The organism is Sphingomonas edaphi (genome assembly GCF_003583725.1).
Lineage (GTDB): Bacteria > Pseudomonadota > Alphaproteobacteria > Sphingomonadales > Sphingomonadaceae > Sphingomicrobium > Sphingomicrobium edaphi.
This window is the reverse complement of the sequence record NZ_QXTF01000003.1, coordinates 14,842-36,049: the sequence shown is the minus strand read 5'-3', so window position 1 is coordinate 36,049 and position 21,208 is coordinate 14,842. Positions and strand designations below refer to the sequence as shown.

The window sequence follows — 21,208 nt, the reverse complement described above, 5'->3', positions numbered from 1 at the left end:
TGATGAACCAGCCTCTTCCCCCCGGTCTCTACATCGTCGCGACGCCTATCGGCAATCTTGGCGACATGACGTCGCGCGCCGCGGACACATTGTGCCGCGTTGACCGCATCCTTGCAGAAGACAAACGGGTCACTGCGAAGCTGCTGTCGCACATCGGTGCGACCGCGCCGATGACGGCCTATCACGATCATAGCGACGAAGCGCTGCGCGACCGGATCCTAGCCGATCTTTCGTCTAAGGCGATCGCCCTCGTCAGCGACGCGGGCACGCCGCTCATCTCCGATCCGGGCTACAAGCTTGTGCGCGCTGCCCGCGCCGCCGGGCTAGCCGTGCACACACTACCAGGCGCCAGCGCGGCCATTGCCGCCCTCACTCTTGCCGGCCTTCCTACTGATCGCTTCCTCTTCCTCGGCTTCTTGCCTGCGAAGGCGAAGGCTCGCGCCGAAACGATCGCTGAAGTCGCGAACGTGAGGGCGACGCTGGTGTTGTACGAGGGCGGCTCCCGCCTGGCAGAAAGCCTTGAAGCCCTATCGCACGGTCTTGGCCGCCGCGACGCCGCAGTTGTTCGTGAAATCAGCAAGCTTCATGAAGAGACGGTGACCGGTAACTTGGCTGAACTTGCCGATCGTTATGCCGCCAATGCGCCAAAAGGCGAGATCGTCATCGTCATCGCTCCCCCGCAACAGCGAGCCGAAGCGAGCGACGACGAGTTGGACTTAGCACTGAAGGATGCGCTGGGCCGGCTCTCGCCTTCACGAGCTGCTCAGGAGGTCGCTGCAGCGCTCAACATCCCAAGGAAGCGGGCCTACGCACGCGCGCTCGAGCTTGGAGCTAACGGCTGAACCCCATGTCAACGAGGCTTGCGAACGGCGCGCGGAAACCCTCGCTGCATGAGATTTCCCGTCAGCTGCCCAATGTCTGGCGCGGGTGACATTCGCATCGCCTTCGCTTAGGCGGCGCTGATGAGCCTGACCGTAGCCGTCCAAATGGATCCAATCGAATCGATCGGCCTCGCCGGTGATTCAACTTTCGCACTGATGCTCAGCGCGCAGGCGCGCGGCCACCGCCTGTTTCACTATCTCGCGCCTGACCTCGGCTATGAGGACGGCCGGGTGTTCGCCAAGGCGCGACCAGTCACCGTCCAGCGCATTGAGGGCAATCATTATACCGCAGGCGAGCCCGTTTCACTGGATCTCGCGAAGGATGTTGACGTCGTCCTGATGCGCCAGGATCCACCATTCGACATCGGCTACATCACCGCTACCTACCTCTTGGAGCGCGTTGCGAACGATACGCTGGTGGTCAACGATCCCCGCTCGGTCCGCGATGCTCCGGAAAAGTTGTTCGTGCTGGATTTCGCGCGCTTCATGCCGCCCACGATGATCAGCCGAAATCTCGCCGATATTCGCGCCTTCCATGCCCGGCATGGAGAGATTGTCGTGAAGCCGCTGCATGGCAAGGCGGGCGAAGGCGTATTCCGCATCGGCAAGGACGGAACCAACCTCACTGCCCTGACCGAATTGTTCGGGACGATCTGGAAGGAACCCTTCATCGCGCAGGCCTTTCTTCCTGCGGTTTCCGAAGGCGACAAGCGGATCGTGCTGGTTGATGGGGAAGTCGCGGGCGCTATCAACCGCGTCCCCGGCAAAGGCGAATTTCGGTCCAACCTCGCCGCTGGCGGGTCGGCCCAGAAAACGGAGTTGACGAGCCGGGAGCGCGAAATTTGTCAGGCACTCGGCCCTGAATTGAAGAAACGCGGGCTACTCTTCGTCGGTATCGACGTTATTGGCGGCATGCTAACCGAAATTAACGTGACCTCGCCGACCGGCATCGTCGCCATCGATCAGTTTAATGGCACTGACACGCCCGCCCGCATCTGGGACGCGATCGAGGCGAAAGTCGCCCGATGAGTGACTGGATTGTGCGCCTGATCGAACAATCAGGCTATCTCGGCGTCGGCTTCCTGATGTTTCTCGAAACTGTGTTTCCACCGATCCCGTCAGAAGTGATCATGTCGATTGCCGGTGTCGCGGCCGGACAGGGCAAGCTAAACTATTGGGGCGTTGTTGCTGCCGGAACGACCGGCGCGATGCTAGGCAACATTCTATGGTACCTCGCTGCGCGCGCGCTAGGTATTCAGCGGCTGGAGCCCATTATCCGCCGATGGGGCCGCTGGCTGACGATGAGCTGGGCAGAAGTGAAACGTGCCGAAGCATGGTTTTCCAAGCATGGAACGTTCTTCGTCTTCCTTGGCCGCTTGTTGCCGACGGTGCGGAGCCTGGTCTCGGTTCCCGCAGGCCTGTTGAAGATGAGCTTTCGCCGATTCATGTTCGCGTCAGTCCTCGGGACGGCTGGATGGACCGCACTTCTCGCCGGAGCCGGATTCAAGCTCGGCGAAAATTATACTGAAATCGACAAGTTCATCGGCCCCGCGTCGAACGCCATCCTGGTCATTCTGTTCGTCGGCTATGTCTACCGCGTCTGGACCCACCGTCACATGCCCGAAGACCAACAGTCGAAGCCCGACCTGACCAGCCTTTGATCAGGCGCGCGGGTGCGCGTGCCTGTAGACGTCGAGCAACCTGGCGGCGTCGACCTCGGTATAGATTTGCGTTGACGACAGACTGGCATGGCCCAGCAGTTCCTGAAGCGAGCGCAGGTCCGCTCCTCGCGCCAGCAGGTGGGTTGCGAAGCTGTGCCGCAAGGCATGCGGCGTAACGCTGTCCGGCAATCCGAGCCGCGCCCTCGCTCCGCGAACCGCGCGGCGCACCAGGTCAGCGTTCAGCGGCCCGCCCTTTGCGCCGACAAACAAGCGTGCATCGCCAGCCAGCGGATAGGGGCAGAGGGCCACATAAGCAGTAATCGCCTCGCGCACCGCAGGGACGATCGGGACAATGCGGGTCTTGCCGCGCTTACCCGTGACCCGCATTGCCTGCCCCAGCGGCAGGACCCGTGCCGTCAAGCCCATGGCTTCGGCAATACGAAGTCCAGAGCCGTAAAGCAGCAGCAGGATCGCCATGTCGCGCGCGCCGATCCAGTCGTTTGGTGCAGCGGCGGCTGCGTCTTCAGCAAGCGCGACCGCATCCTGGGGACTGGCCGGGCGAGGCAGCGTGCGCGGCCGCTTGGGCGCTCGCGTGCGCGGCAGTTGCGGCTGGTTGCCCTGCTCCTCGGCCGCATAGCTAAGGAACGCCCGGACCGCCGACATTTCTCGCGCGGCGGATGAAGCGCCGAGACCCTCGCTCCGCCGATCCGCCAGAAAAGCCCGAAGGTCGGCCGCTTGAAGGTTCAGCAGGCCGAACCTGCCAATCTCCTCACCGCGATGGCGACCGAGAAAGTCGATGAAGCGGTGGGCCGTCGCGACATAGGCGCGGACTGTGTGCGGTGAGCGCCGTCGATCATGTGCCAGATACCCTCCCCAGCGCGCCGCGAGGGCACGTGCGGGATGTTCAGCTTCGTCTAAAGATCGTCCAGGCACCGACGGAGCATAGCGCCAAGGCTTGCCCCAAGGAATCCCAGCAATTGCGCGCCGTGCCGCGCATCGAGGCCCGCCTTTACCCGCTGGCCGAGCAGCAGGATCCCGTAAGGCAGTGGTGCATCCGCAGGCAGGAGAATCAGCGCCTCCGAGCGGATGCTGGTGGCAACCCGTCCGAACAAGGAATGGCCCCGTTCCACGGTCCGCATCGTCACGGGATCAATCTGAGCGATGGCGCGGTCGATCAGCCGGCGCTCGACCGTTTCGTTCGCGCCTTGTTGCACCCGAAAACCAAGTCCATCGGCAACCAGCGCCAGCGAGACATGGTCGAGGCCGAGAATCAGCGGCCACTCATCGGTCACGACCGCGAACAACTCTTCCGGGCTGCCCGCTTCCATCAGCGCTAACACGGCGCGGTGGATCGCGGCTGTCGCACCCGAATGCCCGCGGGCGAACGCGATCAAGTCTTCGTTGGCGCTTTCCGCCGCTCCCAGACGGTCACGAAGCGTCGCGACAGCGCGCTCTTCGAAGGAAATGACCCTACCCATGCCGCGAAATTAGCGCGGCAGAGTTAACAATCCGCCCAACGCGGCAGGATCAACCGATCTGCTGTCCCGTAGCTTCCCAGTCCTTCAGGAAGGCTGCGATGCCATTGTCCGTCAGCGGATGCTTGAACAGTTGGCGAATGACTGACGGCGGCGCGGTCATCACGTCAGCGCCCAGTTTCGCGGCATCATGCACGTGAATCGGGTTGCGGACGCTCGCAACGAGGATTTCGGTGCCGAAGTCGTAATTGTCGTAGATGGTCCGGATGTCCGCAATCAACTCGATGCCCGGATAACCGACATCGTCGTGACGTCCGACGAACGGGGAAATAAAACTTGCGCCCGCCTTAGCCGCCAGCAGCGCCTGGTTGGCGGAGAAGCACAGCGTCACATTGACCATCGTCCCGTCGCCGGTCAGCGCCTTGCAGGTCTTAAGGCCGTCGATTGTCAGCGGCACCTTGATCGCGATGTTGTCCGCAAGCTTGCGGAGCGTTTCCGCCTCTTTCATCATGCCGGCATGGTCGAGCGCGACCACTTCGGCCGAAATCGGTCCCGGGCAGATGCCGGCAATTTCCTTAACGACTTCGATAAAATCCCGACCGGATTTCTTGATCAACGACGGATTGGTCGTGACGCCGTCGAGCAGCCCGGTGTCCTGCAAATCCTTGATATCGGCGATCTCAGCAGTGTCGGCGAAGAATTTCATCGTTGGCGGTCCCTACGGTTCGGGGGAAATTTGCGTACCCCTAGCCCCTGCGCTCAAACAGGTCACCCGATTCGCTTGCAGAAAGGCAATTGATGGACGCCCATATCATGGTCGAGCGAGGTTCGAACGGCGTCCTATCGGTGGTGATGGCGCGGCCGGAACGCCGCAACGCGATTACCGTCGCTATGTACGCCGCCATGGCCGACGCGATCGAGAGCGCGGCAAACGATCCGTCGATTAGGCTGATTACGCTGGAAGGCCAGGGTGAAGACTTCACGGCCGGCAACGATCTAGGCGACTTCCTAAGAGAAATGCCAACGCCGGGCTCGGGCGAGGACTTGCCGGTCTGGCGCCTACTGCGCGCCTTGGCGAAGAACCAAGTGCCGCTCATAGCCGCCGTGCACGGTAATGCGGTCGGCATTGGCACCACGATGCTGTTCCATTGCGATTTCGTCATCGTCGAGGAAGGCAGCCGTCTCGTTATGCCCTTCGTCGATCTCGGACTGGTGCCGGAGGCAGCGAGTTCGCTCCTCCTTCCCAAGCTGGCGGGTCGGCGCAGCGCCGCGCGTTATCTTTTGCTGGGGGAGCCGTTCGGTGCAGCCGAGGCGATGGCGATGGGTCTTGCAAGTCACGCCGTTCCCAAGGGTCAACTCAAGAACGCGCTGGATTCGCTGGTGGGGCGACTGCTGGCCAAACCGCCCGAAGCGCTACGCCAGACGCAGGCGTTGCTGCGCCAGGAGGCGACGGACGAAATCCTGACCCGGATGGAACTCGAGAACGGCCATTTCAGCGAACGGCTTCAGTCGGATGAGGTTAAGCAGGCCATCGCCAAATTCTTTGCGGCGCGCGCACGTTAGTCAGCGCGCCAAACTCGCTTTGAGCGCGTCACACTAATCGTGGGACCCGGCAGCAGCAGTAAGTCGGTCGGCTGCGTATAGGTCACACGTAAGTCGACATAGCGATTGCCATTAGTGTCAGTACCTTCGGCCGGCGGGGGAATGTCGAATTCACCGGGCCCGATCCCGTAGACAGCATCGGTAATCTTCGTTTCAATCTGCGTATTGGTCGGTGCAGGATAAATGGTCGCCAACCGAGCGCCCTCGCCAAGCGCGTGTTGAATGCCCGACATGGCGCGAAACACCAAGCCCAGCTGAACGATCATCCAGACCATGACAATGAAGGCTGGCAAAGCGAAGGCCATCTCAATAACCGCGGCGCCTCGAGCGTCTTCTCTTATTCGGGCAAGCATTTTCATTGTGTCCTCAAGCCGGATGTTGCGGTCAGGTGATAAGTTCCATCCGCGTTGATGGCAGAGAAGTGCAGTGAAAACATGGGCGTATAGCGATCCGTGGCAGTAACCATCAGGTAGCGCGCCTCTTTCTGGCCGGACGGACATGAGGCCTCATAGTCTGACTGAACGACTTGATTACATTCTAGCTGATAGGTGACGGTCACGTTGTCTTCAGAGATTCCTGCCTGTGCCGCGGCCTCAGCCTTGATGACCGACTCCACCGTATCATCCACAGTCGTTTGCATGACTTTTTCAACGGCGCGCTGAGTGGCCTGCTCTAGTGCCAACTTTCGCCCAAAGGCATTGCTAATGTCGACCACGCCAATAGTCAGCACTGCTAACATCGGCGCCAACAAGGCCAACTCGATCGTCGCCACGCCCCGCTCCTCTGAGCGCAACCTTAGTGCCGCGCCGATCATGCGACCAACCTCACTCGGCGGCCGCCGTTAACGGGCTGCATGCCAGCTGATGCGCAGTCCTTCTTGAGATTCGTGCTGCTATTGCCACTCCAGACGATGCGCTTGATGACGAACTGGGTGCATTTGGCTGCCGTGCTGCTGCCCCCGTTCCAAGTGATCTGCTGTTTCGGAAAATAAATCACGCCGGTGACGCCACCTGATGAGCCGCCATTAATCTTGTTGGGACTGCTGCTGCTGATGTTTCCCGTTGGCGACGAATCTGTGGCGCGGCGATCCTGATAGATTGCCATGCCCTTCCACTTGCCCGTCGTAGGCGCCGAGATATCTAACACCGCTTGGGCATTCATATCCCATGATCCGATGGTGGCACTCGCTGAGGTATTGGTGTTTCCAAGAATGATTGTTACGCCGGTACCTTCAAGCGTGCCTTGGATGTTCACGCTTCCGCCATTGATGAAATAGGTTCCGGGATTGAGTTTCGCCTTGCGGTTCGACCCGATGTCGATGGAACTGTAACAACCAGGATTCCAAGTCGTACCGTTACCGTTCGAACCGGTCAGCTGGGGCGCGCCAGTGCAGTTCCCTTGGTCGGTCGAATCCGGGGTTAGGTTGCTGTAGGGATCAGCCTGAGCTGGCACGAACGGATCATACTTGCCCACGCGCCAATTGTTCGATTGTTGAATACCGCCGGCAGCAGCGATCACCGTTGCGGTAATGGTTGAGCTGCCTTGAGCGGCTGCCGCATTGGCAGATACCGAATTCGTGATCATCCCGCAGTCCATCGTGATCGTACCATTACCGGATCCTAGAATGCCGGTCTTAGTCGTATTCTCTAGGCTGACGACGCAGTAATCGTCGGTGCCTGGGACACTAGCCGCTGTCGCCGAGGCGCGGATCAACGGAGCCTGGGTCATGAATAGAGAGCTGAACGATAGCTCCTTGCGCACCCCCAAAACAACCTGCACCTGTTGTTTTTGCGCCGTGGTGTCCGCTGGGTAACTGACGTCCGGATAGCCCGTTGCCAGCGCAATTCCGGTCAGCTGGTTCAGCGTGAGGTCACGATTTACTGCGCTGGCCGTATTGCTCGTGCTTCCCGACTGGACGCGATCGTAGACACCGGCGATAGCAGCCGAGTCCGCCGCGCGCTGCAGTTGTCGCTTCCACAACGCCCACTGGATTGTATCAGTGGCAATGCCGGCAGCACCCATCAACATGGGAAGTGCCGCCCCGGCAAGAATGAGCACATTGCCCCGCTCGTCGTTCCAGAGCCTTTTGAACGGATTGCGCATCGAAAAGTCCCCAGTTGGATGGACGCGTTTCGAAGGCATCTATCCGCTTCACGGTAAGCAAACCGTTCCGGGAAATGGTTGACGAAACCCTAACGACGTTGCGGGCTTCCCGCTTGAAGCGGTATTTATCCCCTTGAAACATGTAAGCGGATTTGATATATAATCCGCATGACACAGACACTTCGCCAGTTTCAGGACCGCTTCCCCACCGAGGAAGCCTGCCTGGACCACCTATTCCAGGTTCGCTACGGCACTGACTTTGAATGTCCGAAGTGTGGCCGTCCGGCGAAATACAGCCGCGTGAAGGCCCGCCGCAGCTACCAGTGCAACTGGTGCGCGCATCAGGTCTATCCGACTGCCGGAACGCCGTTCGACCGGACCCGCACCAGCCTTCGCGATTGGTTCTATGTCATGTTCCTGTTCACGACGACGCGGAACGGCGTTGCCGCCAAGCGTGTCCAGCGTGAGATCGGTGTTACCTACAAGACGGCATGGCGCATGTGCCATGAAGTGCGGAAATACATGGCGCAAGTTGACGGTGACGACGCTCTGGGCGGCCCCGGTGAGGTCGTGGAGATCGACGAAACCTATGTTGGCGGCAAGGAAAAGGGCCAAGGCAGCATGAAGGAAAAGACCATCGTGCTTGGCATGATGGAACGGGACGGCGCAGTTACTACCCGCGTTATCGAGAACGTTCGCCGCGTGACGCTTTTCCCGCACATTTGCGAAAACGTCCTGCCGGGGTCGATCATCAACACCGACGAACTGGTTAGCTACAAGAGTATTAGCTTACGCGGCTATCGCCACCAGACGGTGAACCATCGCGAAGGCCGCTACGTCAGCGACTACGGCGCGACCGTGAACAGCATTGAGGGTTTCTGGGCGCTCCTAAAGCGCGGCATTCACGGCACTCACATTCACGTCAGCCCGAAGCATCTTTCGAAGTATCTGGGCGAGTTCGAGTTCCGCTGGAACCATCGCCACACGCCGCACCTGATGCTTGATCGGCTCCTTTACTCTTTCACTCGGTGAGAGGGCCGACGGCTTAACCGCCCGTTCATCCTTGCATTGTACAGGATTCTGTACATATATTGCGTGCCACAGGGGAACTGTATGGACGTCGTGAACTACTCTGACGCGCGTCAGAAGCTGAAAGAAATGATGGATCGCGTCGTCGCCGATATGACGCAGATCGTCATAACTCGCCAAAAGGCAGACGCGGTTGTGATGATGTCCTTGGCCGAGTGGAACTCCATCCTCGAAACGCTCCACCTTTTGTCCTCACCGACAAACGCGGAACGCCTTATCTCCGCCATGGCGGAGCTAGAGGCTGGCGAGGGCGTTGAACACGAACTCATGGACGATGACGAACTCGTCGGGGCGTGAGGGTCGTATTCGCCACCAAGGCTTGGGAGGACTACCTTCATTGGGCCGATAATGACCGAAAGGTTTTTCGGCGCCTGAATAGCCTTATCAAGGAGTGTCGCCGAACCCCGCATGAGGGGACAGGAAAGCCGGAACCGCTGAAAGGCTGCGACGGCTACTGGTCGCGACGAGTTACCGAGAAGGATCGTCTCGTTTATCGCGTTGAGGGGAAGGCTGGGGATCAGCGGATTGAGATCGCTCAGTGCCGCCTCCACTATTAGAGCGCCCCTTCGGCGGCTCGCCATGAGCCATTGCCTTTAAAAGGCGGTCAAATCGGTCGTGCCAAGTCATCGGTTCTCCTCCGGCGCTTCTAACACGAAAGCCGCGTCAATGTCCGGCAGGTTCCGCACGTCAATATTAAAGCCTGCATTCGCGGCCTCTACGTCATCCGCCGTCACAGAAACCCAGAATTTTACGTGTAGTGGCGGCGGCATGTTTTGTGGATAGGCGATGTTGAGCGGCTCTTGGTCGTCAGGAGCAGCGAAAAAAGTTAGCCCTCCTACCTTTAGGTTGATTTGCGCGGTTTCGACGACGGATGCCGGAAACTCCATCGGTTTCATCAGCGGCATCCCGGCGTGCCGATCAGAGAGGACCCGACCAATTTCAAAATACGCGGCTTCTCCATGCCGAAGGTCAATTTCCCACCCATCTTTGGAGCACAGCCCGCGCGGCGCGCCGAATAAGTGCAACTTGGCGGTCACTCGACGAAGTGTTCGCTTGTCAGGGCGATTGTTCCGAACAACGACATAGGCCCGATTGCAGTAAAGGCCGTCCACGCGAGCCGACTTGTCAGTTTTAATTGGCGAAGTCTCAACGTGGACGCACCTTTCAATTATCAAATCGGGCCGCTTTCGAAGCCACTTCCGGACGAGTGGGCGGGCGTCAATCGACACAAGCCAGACCAAGAGGGTGAGCAAAAAGACCCAAAGAAGAATCTCTCGGTTAAGCACGCCCAACCACCGCGCCCAGACCGCCCAAGCCTGCGCTTGGTCCTCCCAGTCCTTTGGAAGCCAAAGGATGAAAATTAGGAACGCCACCGCCGCATACGTGCGGATCGAAATTGCCTTGAGCATTTTCTAACCCTGCCCCGTTACGGCTCCGTTGTGGAGTCCGGAGGGTAGGCTTTTCAGTTACATGCTTCAACGGGATAATCCCCCTTGAAGCTACGCGTCTTACCCCTATAATACACTTATAAGCCTCTTGCGCGGGGATGGAGGGCGTTCCACCTTCCCGGGCAACAGGGAAGAAAAGGATTGAATATGGCCAGCGACCCGTCGAGCACGACCGCGACCGCAACGAAGATCAAGCTGGAGCCGCCCGAGGCGCTTCAGCCGATCACCGTGCAGGAGGCGGCCGGCCTGGTACCGCTGAAAACCGAGGAGACGAGCGAACTCGACCAGAAGGTCGCGAAATTTGTCGAGGAATTGGCAGCGCTGGATTCCAACAGCCCCGAGTTCGGCAAGAAGGTCGATGCACTCACTGCGATGGGCCGCAAGGAAATCGCCGAGGCCGCAGGCGCTTCGAACCGCTTCCTCGATCGTCCGGTCAAGGCCATCGACAGCGACACGGGTATCGGCGCCGACTTGACCGAGCTTCGCCGTACCGTCGAGGCCCTCGACCCGAAGGAAAATAGCAAGTCGTTCACGACCCGCAAATTCCTGGGCATCATCCCCTTCGGGAAGCGCATCAATAATTACTTCGACAAGTACCGCAGTTCGCAAACCCACATCTCCGCGATCCTGTCGCGCCTCGGCAATGGCAAGGACGAGTTGCTGATGGACAATGCCGCGATCGACACGGAGCGCGCCGGGCTGTGGAAGACGATGCACCGCCTCGAACAGATGATCCACATCTCCAAGAGCCTCGACAAGCAGCTGGAGGATAAGGCGAACGAACTCGACGCGACGGAGCCTGCCAAGGCCAAGGCGATCCGCGAAAGCGCTCTGTTCTATACGCGCCAGCGCACCACTGATCTGCTCACCCAGATGGCAGTCACTGTTCAAGGCTATCTCGCACTCGATCTCGTCAAGAAGAACAATGTCGAGCTGGTGAAGGGCGTTGATCGCGCTTCGACCACCACGGTTGCCGCACTTCGCACTGCCGTGACAGTCGCCCAGGCAATGACCAACCAGCGCCTCGTGCTAGAACAGGTAAGTGCGCTCAATGCCACGACGGCAGGAATGATCGACACCACCGGCGAACTGCTCCGGACTCAAACCGGTGCGATCCATGAACAGGCAGCGAGCTCGACGATCCCGCTTGAAACGCTGCAACGCGCCTTCCAGAATATTTACGACACGATGGACCAGATCGACCAGTTCAAGCTGGCTGCGCTCGCCAACATGAAGCAAACGGTCGACACGCTTGGCAACGAAGTCGAGAAGTCGAAGGGCTATATCGCCCGGGCCGAAGGCGTCGCCCAAGGCAAGCTTGAAAATGCCGCCTCCCCCTTCACCCCGATCGAGCAGAAATGACGACTGACAAAGCCGACCAGGCGATTGCCCGCGCCGACCGCGTCATGCAGCAGCTGGACGAACGGGGCGGTGCCGTTCGCGACGCCGCCCGGCGGGAGCGCCAGCGGCTGAACGCCGGACTGGGCCGCGCCGTTACCCGGGCCGGCATCGCCGTAGGCGTGATCAGCCTAGCGACGATCATCATCGGAATGATCGTTCCGATCGGAATGTTTGGCTTCCTTGCCGCAGTCGGCTTAGCCGTCGGTGTCGCGGCACTCCTGCTGGTAGGCGGAAACAAGGAAATCGCGGCGCCCAACGTTACTCCCGACTTGCCCAACGGCCAGATGGTTCAGCGCTTCGACAGCTACCTATTCCGTGCACGCCGCGCGCTTCCTGCGCCCGCGCAGGCTGAACTGGATCAGCTTTCGGCAGCGCTTCCTGCCCTCCGCCAGACGCTGGAGCGGGTTCCGGAACTTGATCCCAGCGCCCAGGACGCCCGCCGGCTGATGTCCAGCCACCTTCCGGGTCTCATCGATCGGTACCTGCATGTGCCGCCCCCGTATCGCAACGAACGCGACGGCGAAGGCGTCAGCGTTGATCAGCGCTTGGTCGAAGCGCTGTCCGCGGGGCGTCAGGCCCTGACGGAAATCTCGGAGAAACTGGCCCGGGCCGACCTCGCCGCCTTCGAAACACAGGGCCGTTTCATCCAGTCCCGGTACAAGGACGAGGCGATCGACTAAGCCACGATGCCGGCGGCCTTGAGCCGCCGGTATTCGTCGTCGCCGAGCATTTCCCGCAACAATCGGCCGTGCTCGCCGAGCGCTGGCGGCGGCAGTGGCGCGTCGCTGCGCTCACCGTCGATGCGGATGGGGCATCCGACCATCGGTACTTCGCCAAGGTCGCCGCCACCCGCCTGGATGCGCGCACCGCGATATATTGCCTGCGGGTCAGCCAGCGCCTGGCTGATCGTGTTGATCGGCCCGGCCGGGATGCCAGCCCGTTCCAACTGATCCAACCATTGGGCGGCAGACCTCGAACCGATGATTTCCGCAATCATCGGCACCAACCGGTCGCGCGAGGCGACGCGGGCGGCGTTGGTCGCGAAGTCGGGATCAGCGGCCCACTCGGTCCGGCCCAATATTTCCGCAAGCCGCGCGAACTGCCGGTCGTTGCCAACCGCGATAATGATCGCTTGGTCCGACGCTTGGAACGGTTGGTACGGCACGATGTTCGGATGGCCAGCGCCAAGCCGCTTTGGATCAACGCCGCTGACCAGTGCATTGGACGCTTGGTTCGCAAGCATGGCAAGCTGCGTGTCGAATAACGCCACGTCGAGCGTTGCGCCTTCGCCCGTCTGTTCGCGCCGGTAGAGCGCCGCAAGAATGGCGTTGGCAGTGTACATGCCGGTGAACAAATCCGCGACCGCCACGCCGACCTTCATCGGTCCGCCGCCCGGCTCCCCGTCCGGCACGCCGGTCAGGCTCATCAGCCCGCCCATCCCCTGGATGATATAGTCGTAGCCGGCCCGCGCGGAATAGGGGCCGTCCTGTCCGAAGCCGGTAATCGACGCGTACACTAGCCGGGGGTTCGCAGCTCGAAGGCTGTCGGCGTCCAGCCCGAATTTCTTCAGACCACCGACTTTGAAATTCTCCACGACGACATCTGCGTCCGCCGCCATTTTGCGGACGAGCGCCGCCCCTTCTTCGGTGCCGAAATTGATCGCGACCGACTGCTTTCCGCGATTCGCGGCCAGGAAATAGGCGGCGACTTTTTCCCCATCATGCTCGTGCCAAGGTGGTCCCCAATGTCGCGTATCGTCCCCTTCACCGGGGCGCTCGACCTTGATCACCTCGGCGCCAAGGTCGGCGAGCAGCTGGGTCGCCCAAGGGCCCGCCAGCACGCGGCTGAGATCCAGCACACGGACGCCGGCGAGGGGCTTACTCATGCGCGGCGCGCCCAGGGCTTGCGGTCGTCCAAGATCGCCTGGGCTGCATTATGTCCCGGTGCCCCGGTTACGCCGCCGCCGGGATGCGCCCCCGATCCACACAGGTACAGACCCGGCAGCGGCATCCGGTAATTGGACGCCCCAATCATCGGCCGCGCGCTGAACAGCTGGTCCGACCCCATCTTGCCGTGGAAAATATCGCCGCCAATCAGGCCGAAGCGTCTCTCGAGGTCCAGCGGCGAATGGATTTGCCGGGCGATCACCGACTTGGCGAAGCCCGGTGCGTGTGCATCGACCGTCGCGATAATCGTATCGGCCGCCGCTTCACGCTCGGCATCCCACGACCGTCCGTCCGGCAGCTTGTAGCGGAAGTGCTGGCAGAACAGGCTGGCAACATGCTTGCCCTTCGGGGACAGGCTGTCGTCGAGCGTTGAGGGGATCAGCATTTCGACCACAGGTTGCGACGACCAGCCGTTGAGCGCGGCGTCGGCGTGGGCGCGGTGCATATAGTCCATGCTCGGCGCGATGATGATGCCGGCGGTCAGGTGATCGCCGCGACCGGGCAGCGCCGGGAAGTTCGGCAGCTTGTCCAGTGCGACATTCATCCGGAAAGTCGCGCTTTCACAGCCCCAGTGATGAAAATGCTGCTCGACCTGGTTGCTGACCGTGCCCTTGGGCACCAGCCGGTCGAACAGCAGCTTCGGGTTTACGCCGGCGACGACTGTCGACGCGCGCCAGCTCTTGCCGCCCGAAACCACGCCCGCGGCACGTCCCTTCTCGACGATGATTTCGCTGACCGGTGCATTAAGGACGATGTCGACCCCCGCCTCGCGGCAGGCCTTGGCCATCGCCTGCGTGATCGCACCCATGCCACCTATCGCATGCCCCCACGCCCCGGGAACCCCAGCCGCCTCACCGAACAGGTGGTGCAACAGCACATAGGCCGTACCCGGCGTGTAGGGAGACGCGAAATTGCCAACGATGCCATCGAACGCAAAGAGCGCCTTGGCCATTTCGCCGTCGAAGAAGCGGTCAAGGATGTCACCTGCGCTCTTGGTAGCGAACTCGTGCACGGTCCGCACCTCGTCCGTCGACAGGCCGACAAGGTCCCTGCCCAGGCTCGCCAGCCTCGGCAGCCCGCGCAGCCCTGCTCCCGCTTCGGGCGGTGCCTTTAACAGCCACTTGCGGATCAGCGGGACAACTGTTTCCAGCTCTTCATTGTAGCGGTCGTACGCCGCTCCATCGCTGGGAACGTGCCGGGCTAGCTCCGACCGTGTCAGCCCGTTGCGGCCCGACAGCAAATAGCTCCGCTTTGGCCCGGGAAGGAAATTGTCGATTTTGCGCAGCACCACCTTCAGGCCATGCCGCTCCAATTCCAGGTCGCGGATGACCTTTGGCTGCAGCAGGGACACGGTGTAACTCGCGGCGCTGTTGCGAAAACCGGGGTGGAACTCGTCGGTCACTGCTGCCCCGCCGACCTTGTCGGCGGCCTCCAGCACTGCGACCTTCAGGCCCTTCTTTGCGAGATAATAGGCGCAGGTCAGGCCATTGTGCCCCGCCCCGATGATAAGAATGTCGTGCATCAGCGCATCAAGACCAGTTCTTCGGACATGGTGGGATGAAGGGCAACCGTTTGGTCGAAGTCGGCCTTCTTGAGGCCGGCCTTCACCGCGATGGCAGCCGCCTGCAGGATTTCGGGCGCATCCGGCCCGATCATATGGATGCCGACTACCTCGTCGGTAGCTGCGTCAACCACGAGCTTGTAAAGCGAGCGCTCGTTGCGGCCTGCCAGCACGTTCTTCATCGGCCGGAAATCGCTGGTGTAGGTTCGCACCTGCCCCAGCTTGTTGCGCGCCTCGCCCTCGGTCATTCCGACGCCTGCAATCGGCGGGTGCGAAAAAACGGCGTGCGGCACGCAGCCATAATCTACCGTCCACGGCTTCTTGCCGAACTCAGTGTCGGCGAAGGCATGACCTTCGCGGATCGCGACCGGCGTTAGTTGGATGCGGTCGGTTACATCGCCGACCGCGAATATCGACGGCACGCTCGTGCGGCTGTTCGCATCGACCTTGACTTGGCCCTTGTCGCCAAGCTCGACACCGACGCCTTCAAGCCCAAGCCCCTCGACATTTGGCACGCGCCCTGTCGCGAACAACACCGCGTCGGCCTCTAGGTCATCGCAGCCGCGCATCGACAAATGCAGCTTGCCGTCATCGCGCCGCTCGATCTTGTCGAACGAGGAGTTGAAGCGGAACTCAATGCCCTTGATCATCGAGATTTGCAGCAACCGGTCACGCATCTGCTCGTCATAGCCGCGAAGGATCGTCTCCGATCGATTCACGACGACGACATGGCTGCCGAACTGGTGAAAGATCCCAGCAAATTCGTTGGCGATATAGCCGCCACCGGCGATTACGATCCTCTTCGGCAGCCTTTCAAGGTGAAACACCTCGTTGGAGCTGATGGCATGCTCCACGCCCTCGACTTCGGGCATGAAAGGCCGTGCGCCCGTCGCAATCAGAATTTTTCCTGCGGTAACCGTCTTACCCGACGCCAGCCGCACCTCGTTCGGACCAGCGAGCGTTGCCCGCTCGTGGAAAATGGTCACGTCGTGGTTGGACAGCGTCTGCTTGTACAGGCCCTCTAGGCGACTCACCTCCGCCAGCACATTGTCCCGCAGCACCGGCCAACTGAACGAGCAGCTGGGTATATCCCAGCCGAACATCGCCGCGTCGTTCAGATCCTCGGCGAAATGTGCGCCATAGACGAGTAGCTTCTTGGGCACGCAGCCGCGAATGACGCAGGTGCCGCCGACCTTATGCTCTTCGGCCACCGCGACCTTCGCGCCATGGGCCGCGGCGATCCGCGCCGCGCGCACCCCGCCCGATCCGGCGCCGATCACAAACAGGTCGAAGTCGGTCACAGTCCAGCCCTTTCGATAAGGTCGCGGGTCGACGGGTCCAGCTTCACGCGCCCTTCCGGTTCGTCGAGCGAGCGAGCAATTTCCTTGCCCAGCTCCACGCCGAACTGGTCGAACGGGTTGATGCCTAGAAGGACCGCATTGGCAAAGGTGCGGTGCTCGTAAAAAGCGATAAGAGCGCCCAGCGACCTGGCGTCGAGCCGGTCCAGTAAGATTGTCGAGGATGGCCGATCGCCCGGATAAGCCCGCGCCGCATCTTCGTTCGCTCGGCCCGCCATCAGCGCGGCGCCTTGCGCAAAACAATTGGCGAGCAGCAACTGGTGATGCCGCAGGTCCATGCTGTCTTCATTCTCGACCACGGCGACAAATTCAACCGGCACCGGCACAGTGCCTTGGTGAAGCAGCTGGAAGACAGCGTGCTGTGCATCTGTGCCGACCCCGCCCCACGTAACTGGCGCGGATGCACGGCTTAACGCTTCGCCATCGGCTGTGACCGACTTGCCGTTTGATTCCATCTCCAGCTGCTGGAGATAGTCGGGGAGCAGCTGCAGCCGCTCGTCATAGGCGAAGACGGCGCGCGTTTGAGCATGCCGGACCTGCGCATAAAACTGGTCGGCGAAGGCCGCCAGCAACGTCACATTGGCCGTGCCGTCGCTGAGCTTCACATGACGGTCCATCTCCGCCGCGCCCTCGAGCAACTCCTCGAACGCCCCCCAGCCGAGCGCCAGCGCGATAGAAAGGCCGACGGCCGACCACAGCGAATAACGTCCGCCCACGCCCTCGCCAAAAGGCAGGATGCGTGTCTCGTCGATACCGAACTCGACAGCCTTGTCGGGTGCAGCAGTCACTGCGATTACCTGGCCATATGGGTCGCTAACGCCCGCGTCGCGCAGCCATTCCAGCGCGGCGTCCAGATTGGTCAGCGTTTCCGTTGTTGTGAAGGTCTTGCTGACCGCGACGACCAGCGTCGATGCAGGATCGAGGCCCCAGGTCGCCCGGTCGAAGGCTTCGCCGTCGATATTGGCCAGCACCCGCACTTCGAACCGGTCGGCATCGCGGCCTAGCGCGTCGATGACCAGGTCAGGACCCAGCGCCGACCCACCAATGCCAATGTGAAGAATCGATTCGATTTCGCCGAATGCCCCGCCCTCGATCGCGTCGACCAGGCTGCGCATCCGCCCGTGCCGCTCCGCCGCCAGGCGATTGTCCTCAGGACTGCCCTCACCGCGCTCGGCAACGTGTGTCGCAGTCCGACCCTCGGTAACATTCGCGATGCCGCCGGCAAACAATGTCTCGCGAGCCGCCTTATATCCGGCAGCTTCGGCCAGCAGCTCGAACGATGACAGCAGAGTGCTGTCGAGGTGCGTCTTCGACCAATCGAAGTGGATGCCCGCGACGTTTCGGCTGAGATTCGCTACCCGCTCCGCGTCGTCTGCGAACAGGTCTGACAGCCGCTTTGCCGAGCTGGATTCGATTGCCGTCCACGCGGCGTTGCGGTCAAGATTCGCCATCGCCAGCCTCATAGAGGGACGCGGGGCAATTTCCATCCCCGCTTGACCTTCCCCGCCCTTCCCTCAAAAGCGGGCGAGACATGAATTTCCCCTTCTCCCGCCGCAAGGCTTATTCCGTGCCGCCTACCGAAAAGACCAAGGAAACGCCCGGCAGCTTCCTGAAATCGCTGCTGATTCTGGCGTTCGCGGCCTGGGTTCTGCGAAGCCTGATCGTCGCCCCGTTCAGCATTCCGTCCGGCTCGATGCTGCCAACGATGATGATCGGCGATTATCTGTTCGTGTCCAAATGGCCGTATGGTTACGCTCGGGTAAGCTTCCCGTTCGGCTTCCCGCCCTTCGATGGCCGAGTTTTCGGCTCTACGCCCGAACGCGGCGACGTGGTCGTGTTCATGGGTCCGGAGGATGTCGATGTAGTGAAGCGCGTGATCGGCCTCCCGGGCGACACAATCGCTGTCCAAGGCGGTCAGGTCATCCTCAACGGCCGCCCAGTCCCGCGTCAGCCGATCGAGGACAAGGTCCTTCCGATCACACCCAACAGCCCGTGTCGCGTCGTCCCGCCCGCCGTGCAGATGTACCGAGATGACGCAGAGGGCCGGCCCGGTTGTGTCTATCCTGCTTACCGCGAGCAATTGCCCAACGGTCCTAGCTTCACCGTGCTCGACCAGACCGACGCCGGCATGGCCGATGTCTTCGGCCCAGTCCGCGTTCCCGAAGGCCACCTCTTCCTGATGGGCGATAATCGCGACGACAGCCTCGATAGCCGCTATGCGGTCGAAATCGGCGGCATGGGCTTCGTGCCCATCGACCGCATCGTCGGCCGCGCCGAGCTTGCCTTCTGGTCGACCGACGGGAGCGCCTCGTGGATCAATCCGATCAGCTGGTTCACAGCGCTTCGTACCGAGCGCATCGGGACCGACTACCACCCGTGACCCAGCTCCCCCCTTTCATCGCCGAGACACTCGGTCGCGCTCCTTCGGATGCCAAGTTGTTCGAACGGGCACTAACTCATGGCAGTCATGGCCGCGAAACCTATGAGCGGCTGGAATTCCTCGGCGACCGGGTGCTCGGCCTCGTCGTCGCCCATTGGTTGTACGAGCGGTTCCCGAGCGAGCCGGAAGGCAAAATGAGCCGCCGCTACAATGCGCTTGTTGCCCGCGAGACCTGCGCTGACGTCGGCCGTGACCTCGATTTGCCGCGCCATATCCGCCTTGGCCGCCAAGCTCGCGAAGACCATGCCAACCTCAGCGACAATGTCGTAGGAGACGTGGTCGAGGCGGTGCTGGGCGCCCTATTCATTGACGGTGGGCTCGAACCTGCCGACCGCTTCGTGCGCACCAATTGGGCCCCCTTCCTCGAAGAGCAGAAGCGCGCACCGGTGCATCCGAAGTCCGCGCTTCAGGAACGGGCGGCCGCGAAGAACTTGGGCGTTCCCGCCTATGAACTGGTCAGCCGCTACGGCCCGCACCACGCCCCGCGCTTCAAAGTGAAGGTTACTCTCGGCCGCCACGGCGAAGCAGAAGCCGAGGGCGCCTCGAAACAGGAAGCCGAAACCGCCGCGGCAGCCGCGCTACTGGAGAAGATTTCATGACTCGACGCTGCGGCCTCGTAGCCGTCCTCGGCGCGCCGAATGCAGGCAAGTCGACGCTGGTAAACGCCCTGGTCGGACAAAAGGTCGCGATCGTCAGTCCCAAGGCGCAGACCACCCGCGCCCGCCTGATGGGCATCGCGATAGAGGGCGACGCGCAGATCTTGCTCGTCGACACGCCTGGCATCTTCACTCCTAATCGCCGGCTTGATCGGGCCATGGTCAAGGCCGCCTGGGAAGGCGCCGAGGACGCCGACCGCGTGGTACTCGTTATTGATGCGGCGGCCAAAGTCGGCCCGCGCGTTGAGCAGGTCATCGAAGGCGTCGAGGCCCGGCCGGAGCCCAAGATCCTCGTCCTCAACAAGGTCGACATCGCTAAAAAGGAAGACCTGCTAGTCCTCGCGGCACGGCTGGCCGAGCGACTTAAGCCCGAACAGATTTTTATGATTTCTTCGACCACCGGCGACGGCGTCGCGGATCTTAAGGCGCACCTCGCCTCCGCGATGCCCGAAGGCCCTTGGCACTTCCCTGAAGACCAGTTGACCGACGCCACCGACCGCATGGTGGCCAATGAGCTAACCCGTGAGCAACTCTACCTGCAGCTCCACGCCGAAGTTCCCTATTCCGCGGCCGTCGAGACGGAGAAGTGGGAGGATCGCAAGGACGGCTCAACGGTTATCCACCAGCAGATCCTGATCGAGCGCGACAGTCAGAAGGCAATTGTCGTCGGGAAGGGCGGCGCCCGCCTGAAAGCCATTGGCCAGGCCGCCCGCGAAGCCATCGCCGAACACCTCGGCCGCAAGGTCCACCTGTTCCTGCATGTGAAGGTCAACCCGCGCTGGGACGAAGATCGCGGGCTTTATCAGGACATCGGCCTGGATTGGAGCGAGTAAAGACAGCGTTATACGTTTGGCGACCCTGCCAATACCTCTTCTACCCACTTGGGGACCTCCACGCTCGCCGGTCCATAGCGCCGCTCATCGAAGAACAAGCTACCCTGGCTCGGCTCCAAGTTGATCTCCAGCGTCCGCGCCCCGTGATATCGCGCGGTCTGGACGAAGCCCGCCGCCGGGTAGACCGCGCCTGACGTGCCGATCGACACAAACAGATCGGCTCGCACGATAGCCTGGTCGATCCTCTCCATCTCATAGGGCATTTCGCCGAACCACACGATGTCGGGCCGTACCATGCCGACGGTCTGGCAAGCCGGGCAGGCACCGCCGTTGCCCATCGGCCCAGCCCAGCCGAACCGCTCATTGCATCGGAGGCACCAGCCGCTCGCCAGTTCCCCGTGCATGTGCAGCAGGCGCTTCGCCCCCGCCCGTTCGTGTAGATCATCGACATTCTGGGTGACGATCAGAAGGGCGCCGGGCCATTCGGCATCCAGCCGCGCCAGCGCCGTATGCGCTGCATTGGGCTCCACCTCGGCCAGCCGCGCCCGCCGCGCGTCGTAGAAATTGTGAACCAACGCCGGATCGCGCGCAAAGGCCTGCGGCGTCGCGACATCTTCGACCCGATGACCTTCCCACAGCCCGTCTGGCCCGCGAAACGTCGCCAGCCCGCTCTCCGCGCTGGTCCCCGCTCCGGTCAGGATCACGATATTGCGCAAGTTGCTCATCTTCTGATCCTTACAACATCTGGAACTTG

Annotated in this window: 24 protein-coding genes; 12 read left to right on the top strand and 12 right to left on the bottom strand. The window is 61.6% G+C overall.

What is annotated here, in order from left to right; genetic code table 11:
• Positions 1-2 precede the first annotated feature (2 nt).
• From rsmI to D3M59_RS09385, 3 genes are all read left to right on the top strand, one after another.
• On the top strand, positions 3-842 hold the full coding sequence (rsmI, locus tag D3M59_RS09395; protein WP_119533414.1) for a 16S rRNA (cytidine(1402)-2'-O)-methyltransferase: 840 nt from the start codon (positions 3-5) through the stop codon (positions 840-842).
• Positions 843-962: 120 nt separating this feature from the next.
• A complete protein-coding gene (gshB, locus tag D3M59_RS09390; RefSeq protein ID WP_119533413.1) occupies positions 963-1,910 on the top strand; it encodes a glutathione synthase in 948 nt (315 codons plus the stop codon).
• Positions 1,907-2,542, top strand: coding sequence for a DedA family protein (locus D3M59_RS09385; RefSeq protein WP_119533412.1), 636 nt, complete (start codon positions 1,907-1,909; stop codon positions 2,540-2,542). The genes gshB and D3M59_RS09385 overlap by 4 nt, the downstream gene beginning before the upstream one ends.
• Here D3M59_RS09385 and D3M59_RS09380 read toward each other — a convergent pair whose 3' ends face one another.
• From D3M59_RS09380 to fsa, 3 genes are read right to left on the bottom strand one after another with little or no spacing between them, the layout of a single operon-like run.
• Entirely contained in the window at positions 2,543-3,475 is a 933-nt protein-coding gene (locus D3M59_RS09380; RefSeq protein ID WP_119533411.1) for a tyrosine recombinase XerC, read from the bottom strand.
• Positions 3,457-4,020 (bottom strand): DUF484 family protein, encoded by a 564-nt coding sequence (locus D3M59_RS09375; RefSeq protein ID WP_119533410.1) that lies wholly within the window; start codon positions 4,018-4,020, stop codon positions 3,457-3,459. The genes D3M59_RS09380 and D3M59_RS09375 overlap by 19 nt, the downstream gene beginning before the upstream one ends.
• 49 nt (positions 4,021-4,069) lie before the next feature.
• Positions 4,070-4,723 (bottom strand): fructose-6-phosphate aldolase, encoded by a 654-nt coding sequence (gene fsa / locus D3M59_RS09370; RefSeq protein ID WP_119533409.1) that lies wholly within the window; start codon positions 4,721-4,723, stop codon positions 4,070-4,072.
• A 92-nt stretch (positions 4,724-4,815) separates the two neighbouring features.
• Here fsa and D3M59_RS09365 point away from each other — a divergent pair, with 92 nt between their 5' ends.
• Positions 4,816-5,580, top strand: coding sequence for an enoyl-CoA hydratase (locus D3M59_RS09365; protein WP_119533408.1), 765 nt, complete (start codon positions 4,816-4,818; stop codon positions 5,578-5,580).
• On the opposite strand, the gene D3M59_RS09360 is transcribed toward D3M59_RS09365, so the two are convergent.
• The 3 genes from D3M59_RS09360 to D3M59_RS09350 are packed head-to-tail and all read right to left on the bottom strand — an operon-like array spanning position 5,577 to position 7,722.
• Positions 5,577-5,978: a TadE/TadG family type IV pilus assembly protein gene (locus D3M59_RS09360; RefSeq protein WP_158581989.1), complete on the bottom strand. Its 402-nt coding sequence runs from the start codon at positions 5,976-5,978 to the stop codon at positions 5,577-5,579. The genes D3M59_RS09365 and D3M59_RS09360 overlap by 4 nt on opposite strands.
• Positions 5,975-6,391: a TadE/TadG family type IV pilus assembly protein gene (locus D3M59_RS09355; RefSeq protein WP_158581988.1), complete on the bottom strand. Its 417-nt coding sequence runs from the start codon at positions 6,389-6,391 to the stop codon at positions 5,975-5,977. Before D3M59_RS09355 ends, D3M59_RS09360 begins: the two co-directional genes overlap by 4 nt.
• Positions 6,392-6,429: 38 nt before the next feature.
• Positions 6,430-7,722: a TadE/TadG family type IV pilus assembly protein gene (locus tag D3M59_RS09350; RefSeq protein ID WP_158581987.1), complete on the bottom strand. Its 1,293-nt coding sequence runs from the start codon at positions 7,720-7,722 to the stop codon at positions 6,430-6,432.
• A gap of 159 nt (positions 7,723-7,881) precedes the next feature.
• On the opposite strand from D3M59_RS09350, the gene D3M59_RS09345 reads away from it, so the two are divergent.
• From D3M59_RS09345 to D3M59_RS09335, 3 genes are all read left to right on the top strand, one after another.
• Positions 7,882-8,754, top strand: coding sequence for an IS1595 family transposase (locus D3M59_RS09345; protein ID WP_407695450.1), 873 nt, complete (start codon positions 7,882-7,884; stop codon positions 8,752-8,754).
• An 81-nt stretch (positions 8,755-8,835) separates the two neighbouring features.
• A complete protein-coding gene (locus D3M59_RS09340; protein WP_119533403.1) occupies positions 8,836-9,108 on the top strand; it encodes a type II toxin-antitoxin system Phd/YefM family antitoxin in 273 nt (90 codons plus the stop codon).
• Positions 9,105-9,368 (top strand): Txe/YoeB family addiction module toxin, encoded by a 264-nt coding sequence (locus D3M59_RS09335; protein WP_119533402.1) that lies wholly within the window; start codon positions 9,105-9,107, stop codon positions 9,366-9,368. The genes D3M59_RS09340 and D3M59_RS09335 overlap by 4 nt, the downstream gene beginning before the upstream one ends.
• A gap of 66 nt (positions 9,369-9,434) precedes the next feature.
• Here the strand turns inward: D3M59_RS09335 and D3M59_RS09330 are convergent, their stop codons facing one another.
• Positions 9,435-10,220, bottom strand: coding sequence for a hypothetical protein (locus tag D3M59_RS09330; RefSeq protein ID WP_119533401.1), 786 nt, complete (start codon positions 10,218-10,220; stop codon positions 9,435-9,437).
• 186 nt (positions 10,221-10,406) lie between these two features.
• Here D3M59_RS09330 and D3M59_RS09325 point away from each other — a divergent pair, with 186 nt between their 5' ends.
• Positions 10,407-11,621 carry a toxic anion resistance protein gene (locus D3M59_RS09325; RefSeq protein ID WP_119533400.1) on the top strand — a complete coding sequence of 405 codons (1,215 nt, stop codon included), beginning with the start codon at positions 10,407-10,409 and terminating at the stop codon, positions 11,619-11,621.
• Positions 11,618-12,340: a hypothetical protein gene (locus D3M59_RS09320; protein WP_119533399.1), complete on the top strand. Its 723-nt coding sequence runs from the start codon at positions 11,618-11,620 to the stop codon at positions 12,338-12,340. The genes D3M59_RS09325 and D3M59_RS09320 overlap by 4 nt, the downstream gene beginning before the upstream one ends.
• Here D3M59_RS09320 and D3M59_RS09315 read toward each other — a convergent pair.
• The 4 genes from D3M59_RS09315 to pgi are packed head-to-tail and all read right to left on the bottom strand — an operon-like array spanning position 12,337 to position 17,976.
• Positions 12,337-13,545: a CaiB/BaiF CoA transferase family protein gene (locus D3M59_RS09315; protein WP_119533398.1), complete on the bottom strand. Its 1,209-nt coding sequence runs from the start codon at positions 13,543-13,545 to the stop codon at positions 12,337-12,339. The genes D3M59_RS09320 and D3M59_RS09315 overlap by 4 nt on opposite strands.
• On the bottom strand, positions 13,542-15,128 hold the full coding sequence (locus tag D3M59_RS09310) for a phytoene desaturase family protein (RefSeq protein WP_119533397.1): 1,587 nt from the start codon (positions 15,126-15,128) through the stop codon (positions 13,542-13,544). The genes D3M59_RS09315 and D3M59_RS09310 overlap by 4 nt, the downstream gene beginning before the upstream one ends.
• Positions 15,128-16,468 (bottom strand): glutathione-disulfide reductase, encoded by a 1,341-nt coding sequence (gene gorA, locus D3M59_RS09305; RefSeq protein ID WP_119533396.1) that lies wholly within the window; start codon positions 16,466-16,468, stop codon positions 15,128-15,130. Before gorA ends, D3M59_RS09310 begins: the two co-directional genes overlap by 1 nt.
• Positions 16,465-17,976 (bottom strand): glucose-6-phosphate isomerase, encoded by a 1,512-nt coding sequence (gene pgi / locus D3M59_RS09300; protein ID WP_119533395.1) that lies wholly within the window; start codon positions 17,974-17,976, stop codon positions 16,465-16,467. The genes gorA and pgi overlap by 4 nt, the downstream gene beginning before the upstream one ends.
• Positions 17,977-18,056: 80 nt before the next feature.
• Between pgi and lepB the strand changes: the two genes are divergently transcribed.
• The 3 genes from lepB to era are packed head-to-tail and all read left to right on the top strand — an operon-like array spanning position 18,057 to position 20,454.
• Complete coding sequence (gene lepB / locus D3M59_RS09295; protein ID WP_119533394.1) at positions 18,057-18,905, top strand: signal peptidase I; 849 nt, start codon at positions 18,057-18,059, stop codon at positions 18,903-18,905.
• Positions 18,902-19,564, top strand: a complete 663-nt coding sequence (gene rnc / locus D3M59_RS09290; RefSeq protein WP_119533393.1) for a ribonuclease III — start codon at positions 18,902-18,904, stop codon at positions 19,562-19,564. The genes lepB and rnc overlap by 4 nt, the downstream gene beginning before the upstream one ends.
• Positions 19,561-20,454, top strand: coding sequence for a GTPase Era (gene era, locus D3M59_RS09285; protein WP_119533392.1), 894 nt, complete (start codon positions 19,561-19,563; stop codon positions 20,452-20,454). Before rnc ends, era begins: the two co-directional genes overlap by 4 nt.
• Positions 20,455-20,462: 8 nt before the next feature.
• Here era and D3M59_RS09280 read toward each other — a convergent pair whose 3' ends face one another.
• Positions 20,463-21,179: an NAD-dependent deacylase gene (locus tag D3M59_RS09280; protein ID WP_119533391.1), complete on the bottom strand. Its 717-nt coding sequence runs from the start codon at positions 21,177-21,179 to the stop codon at positions 20,463-20,465.
• Positions 21,180-21,208 lie beyond the last annotated feature (29 nt).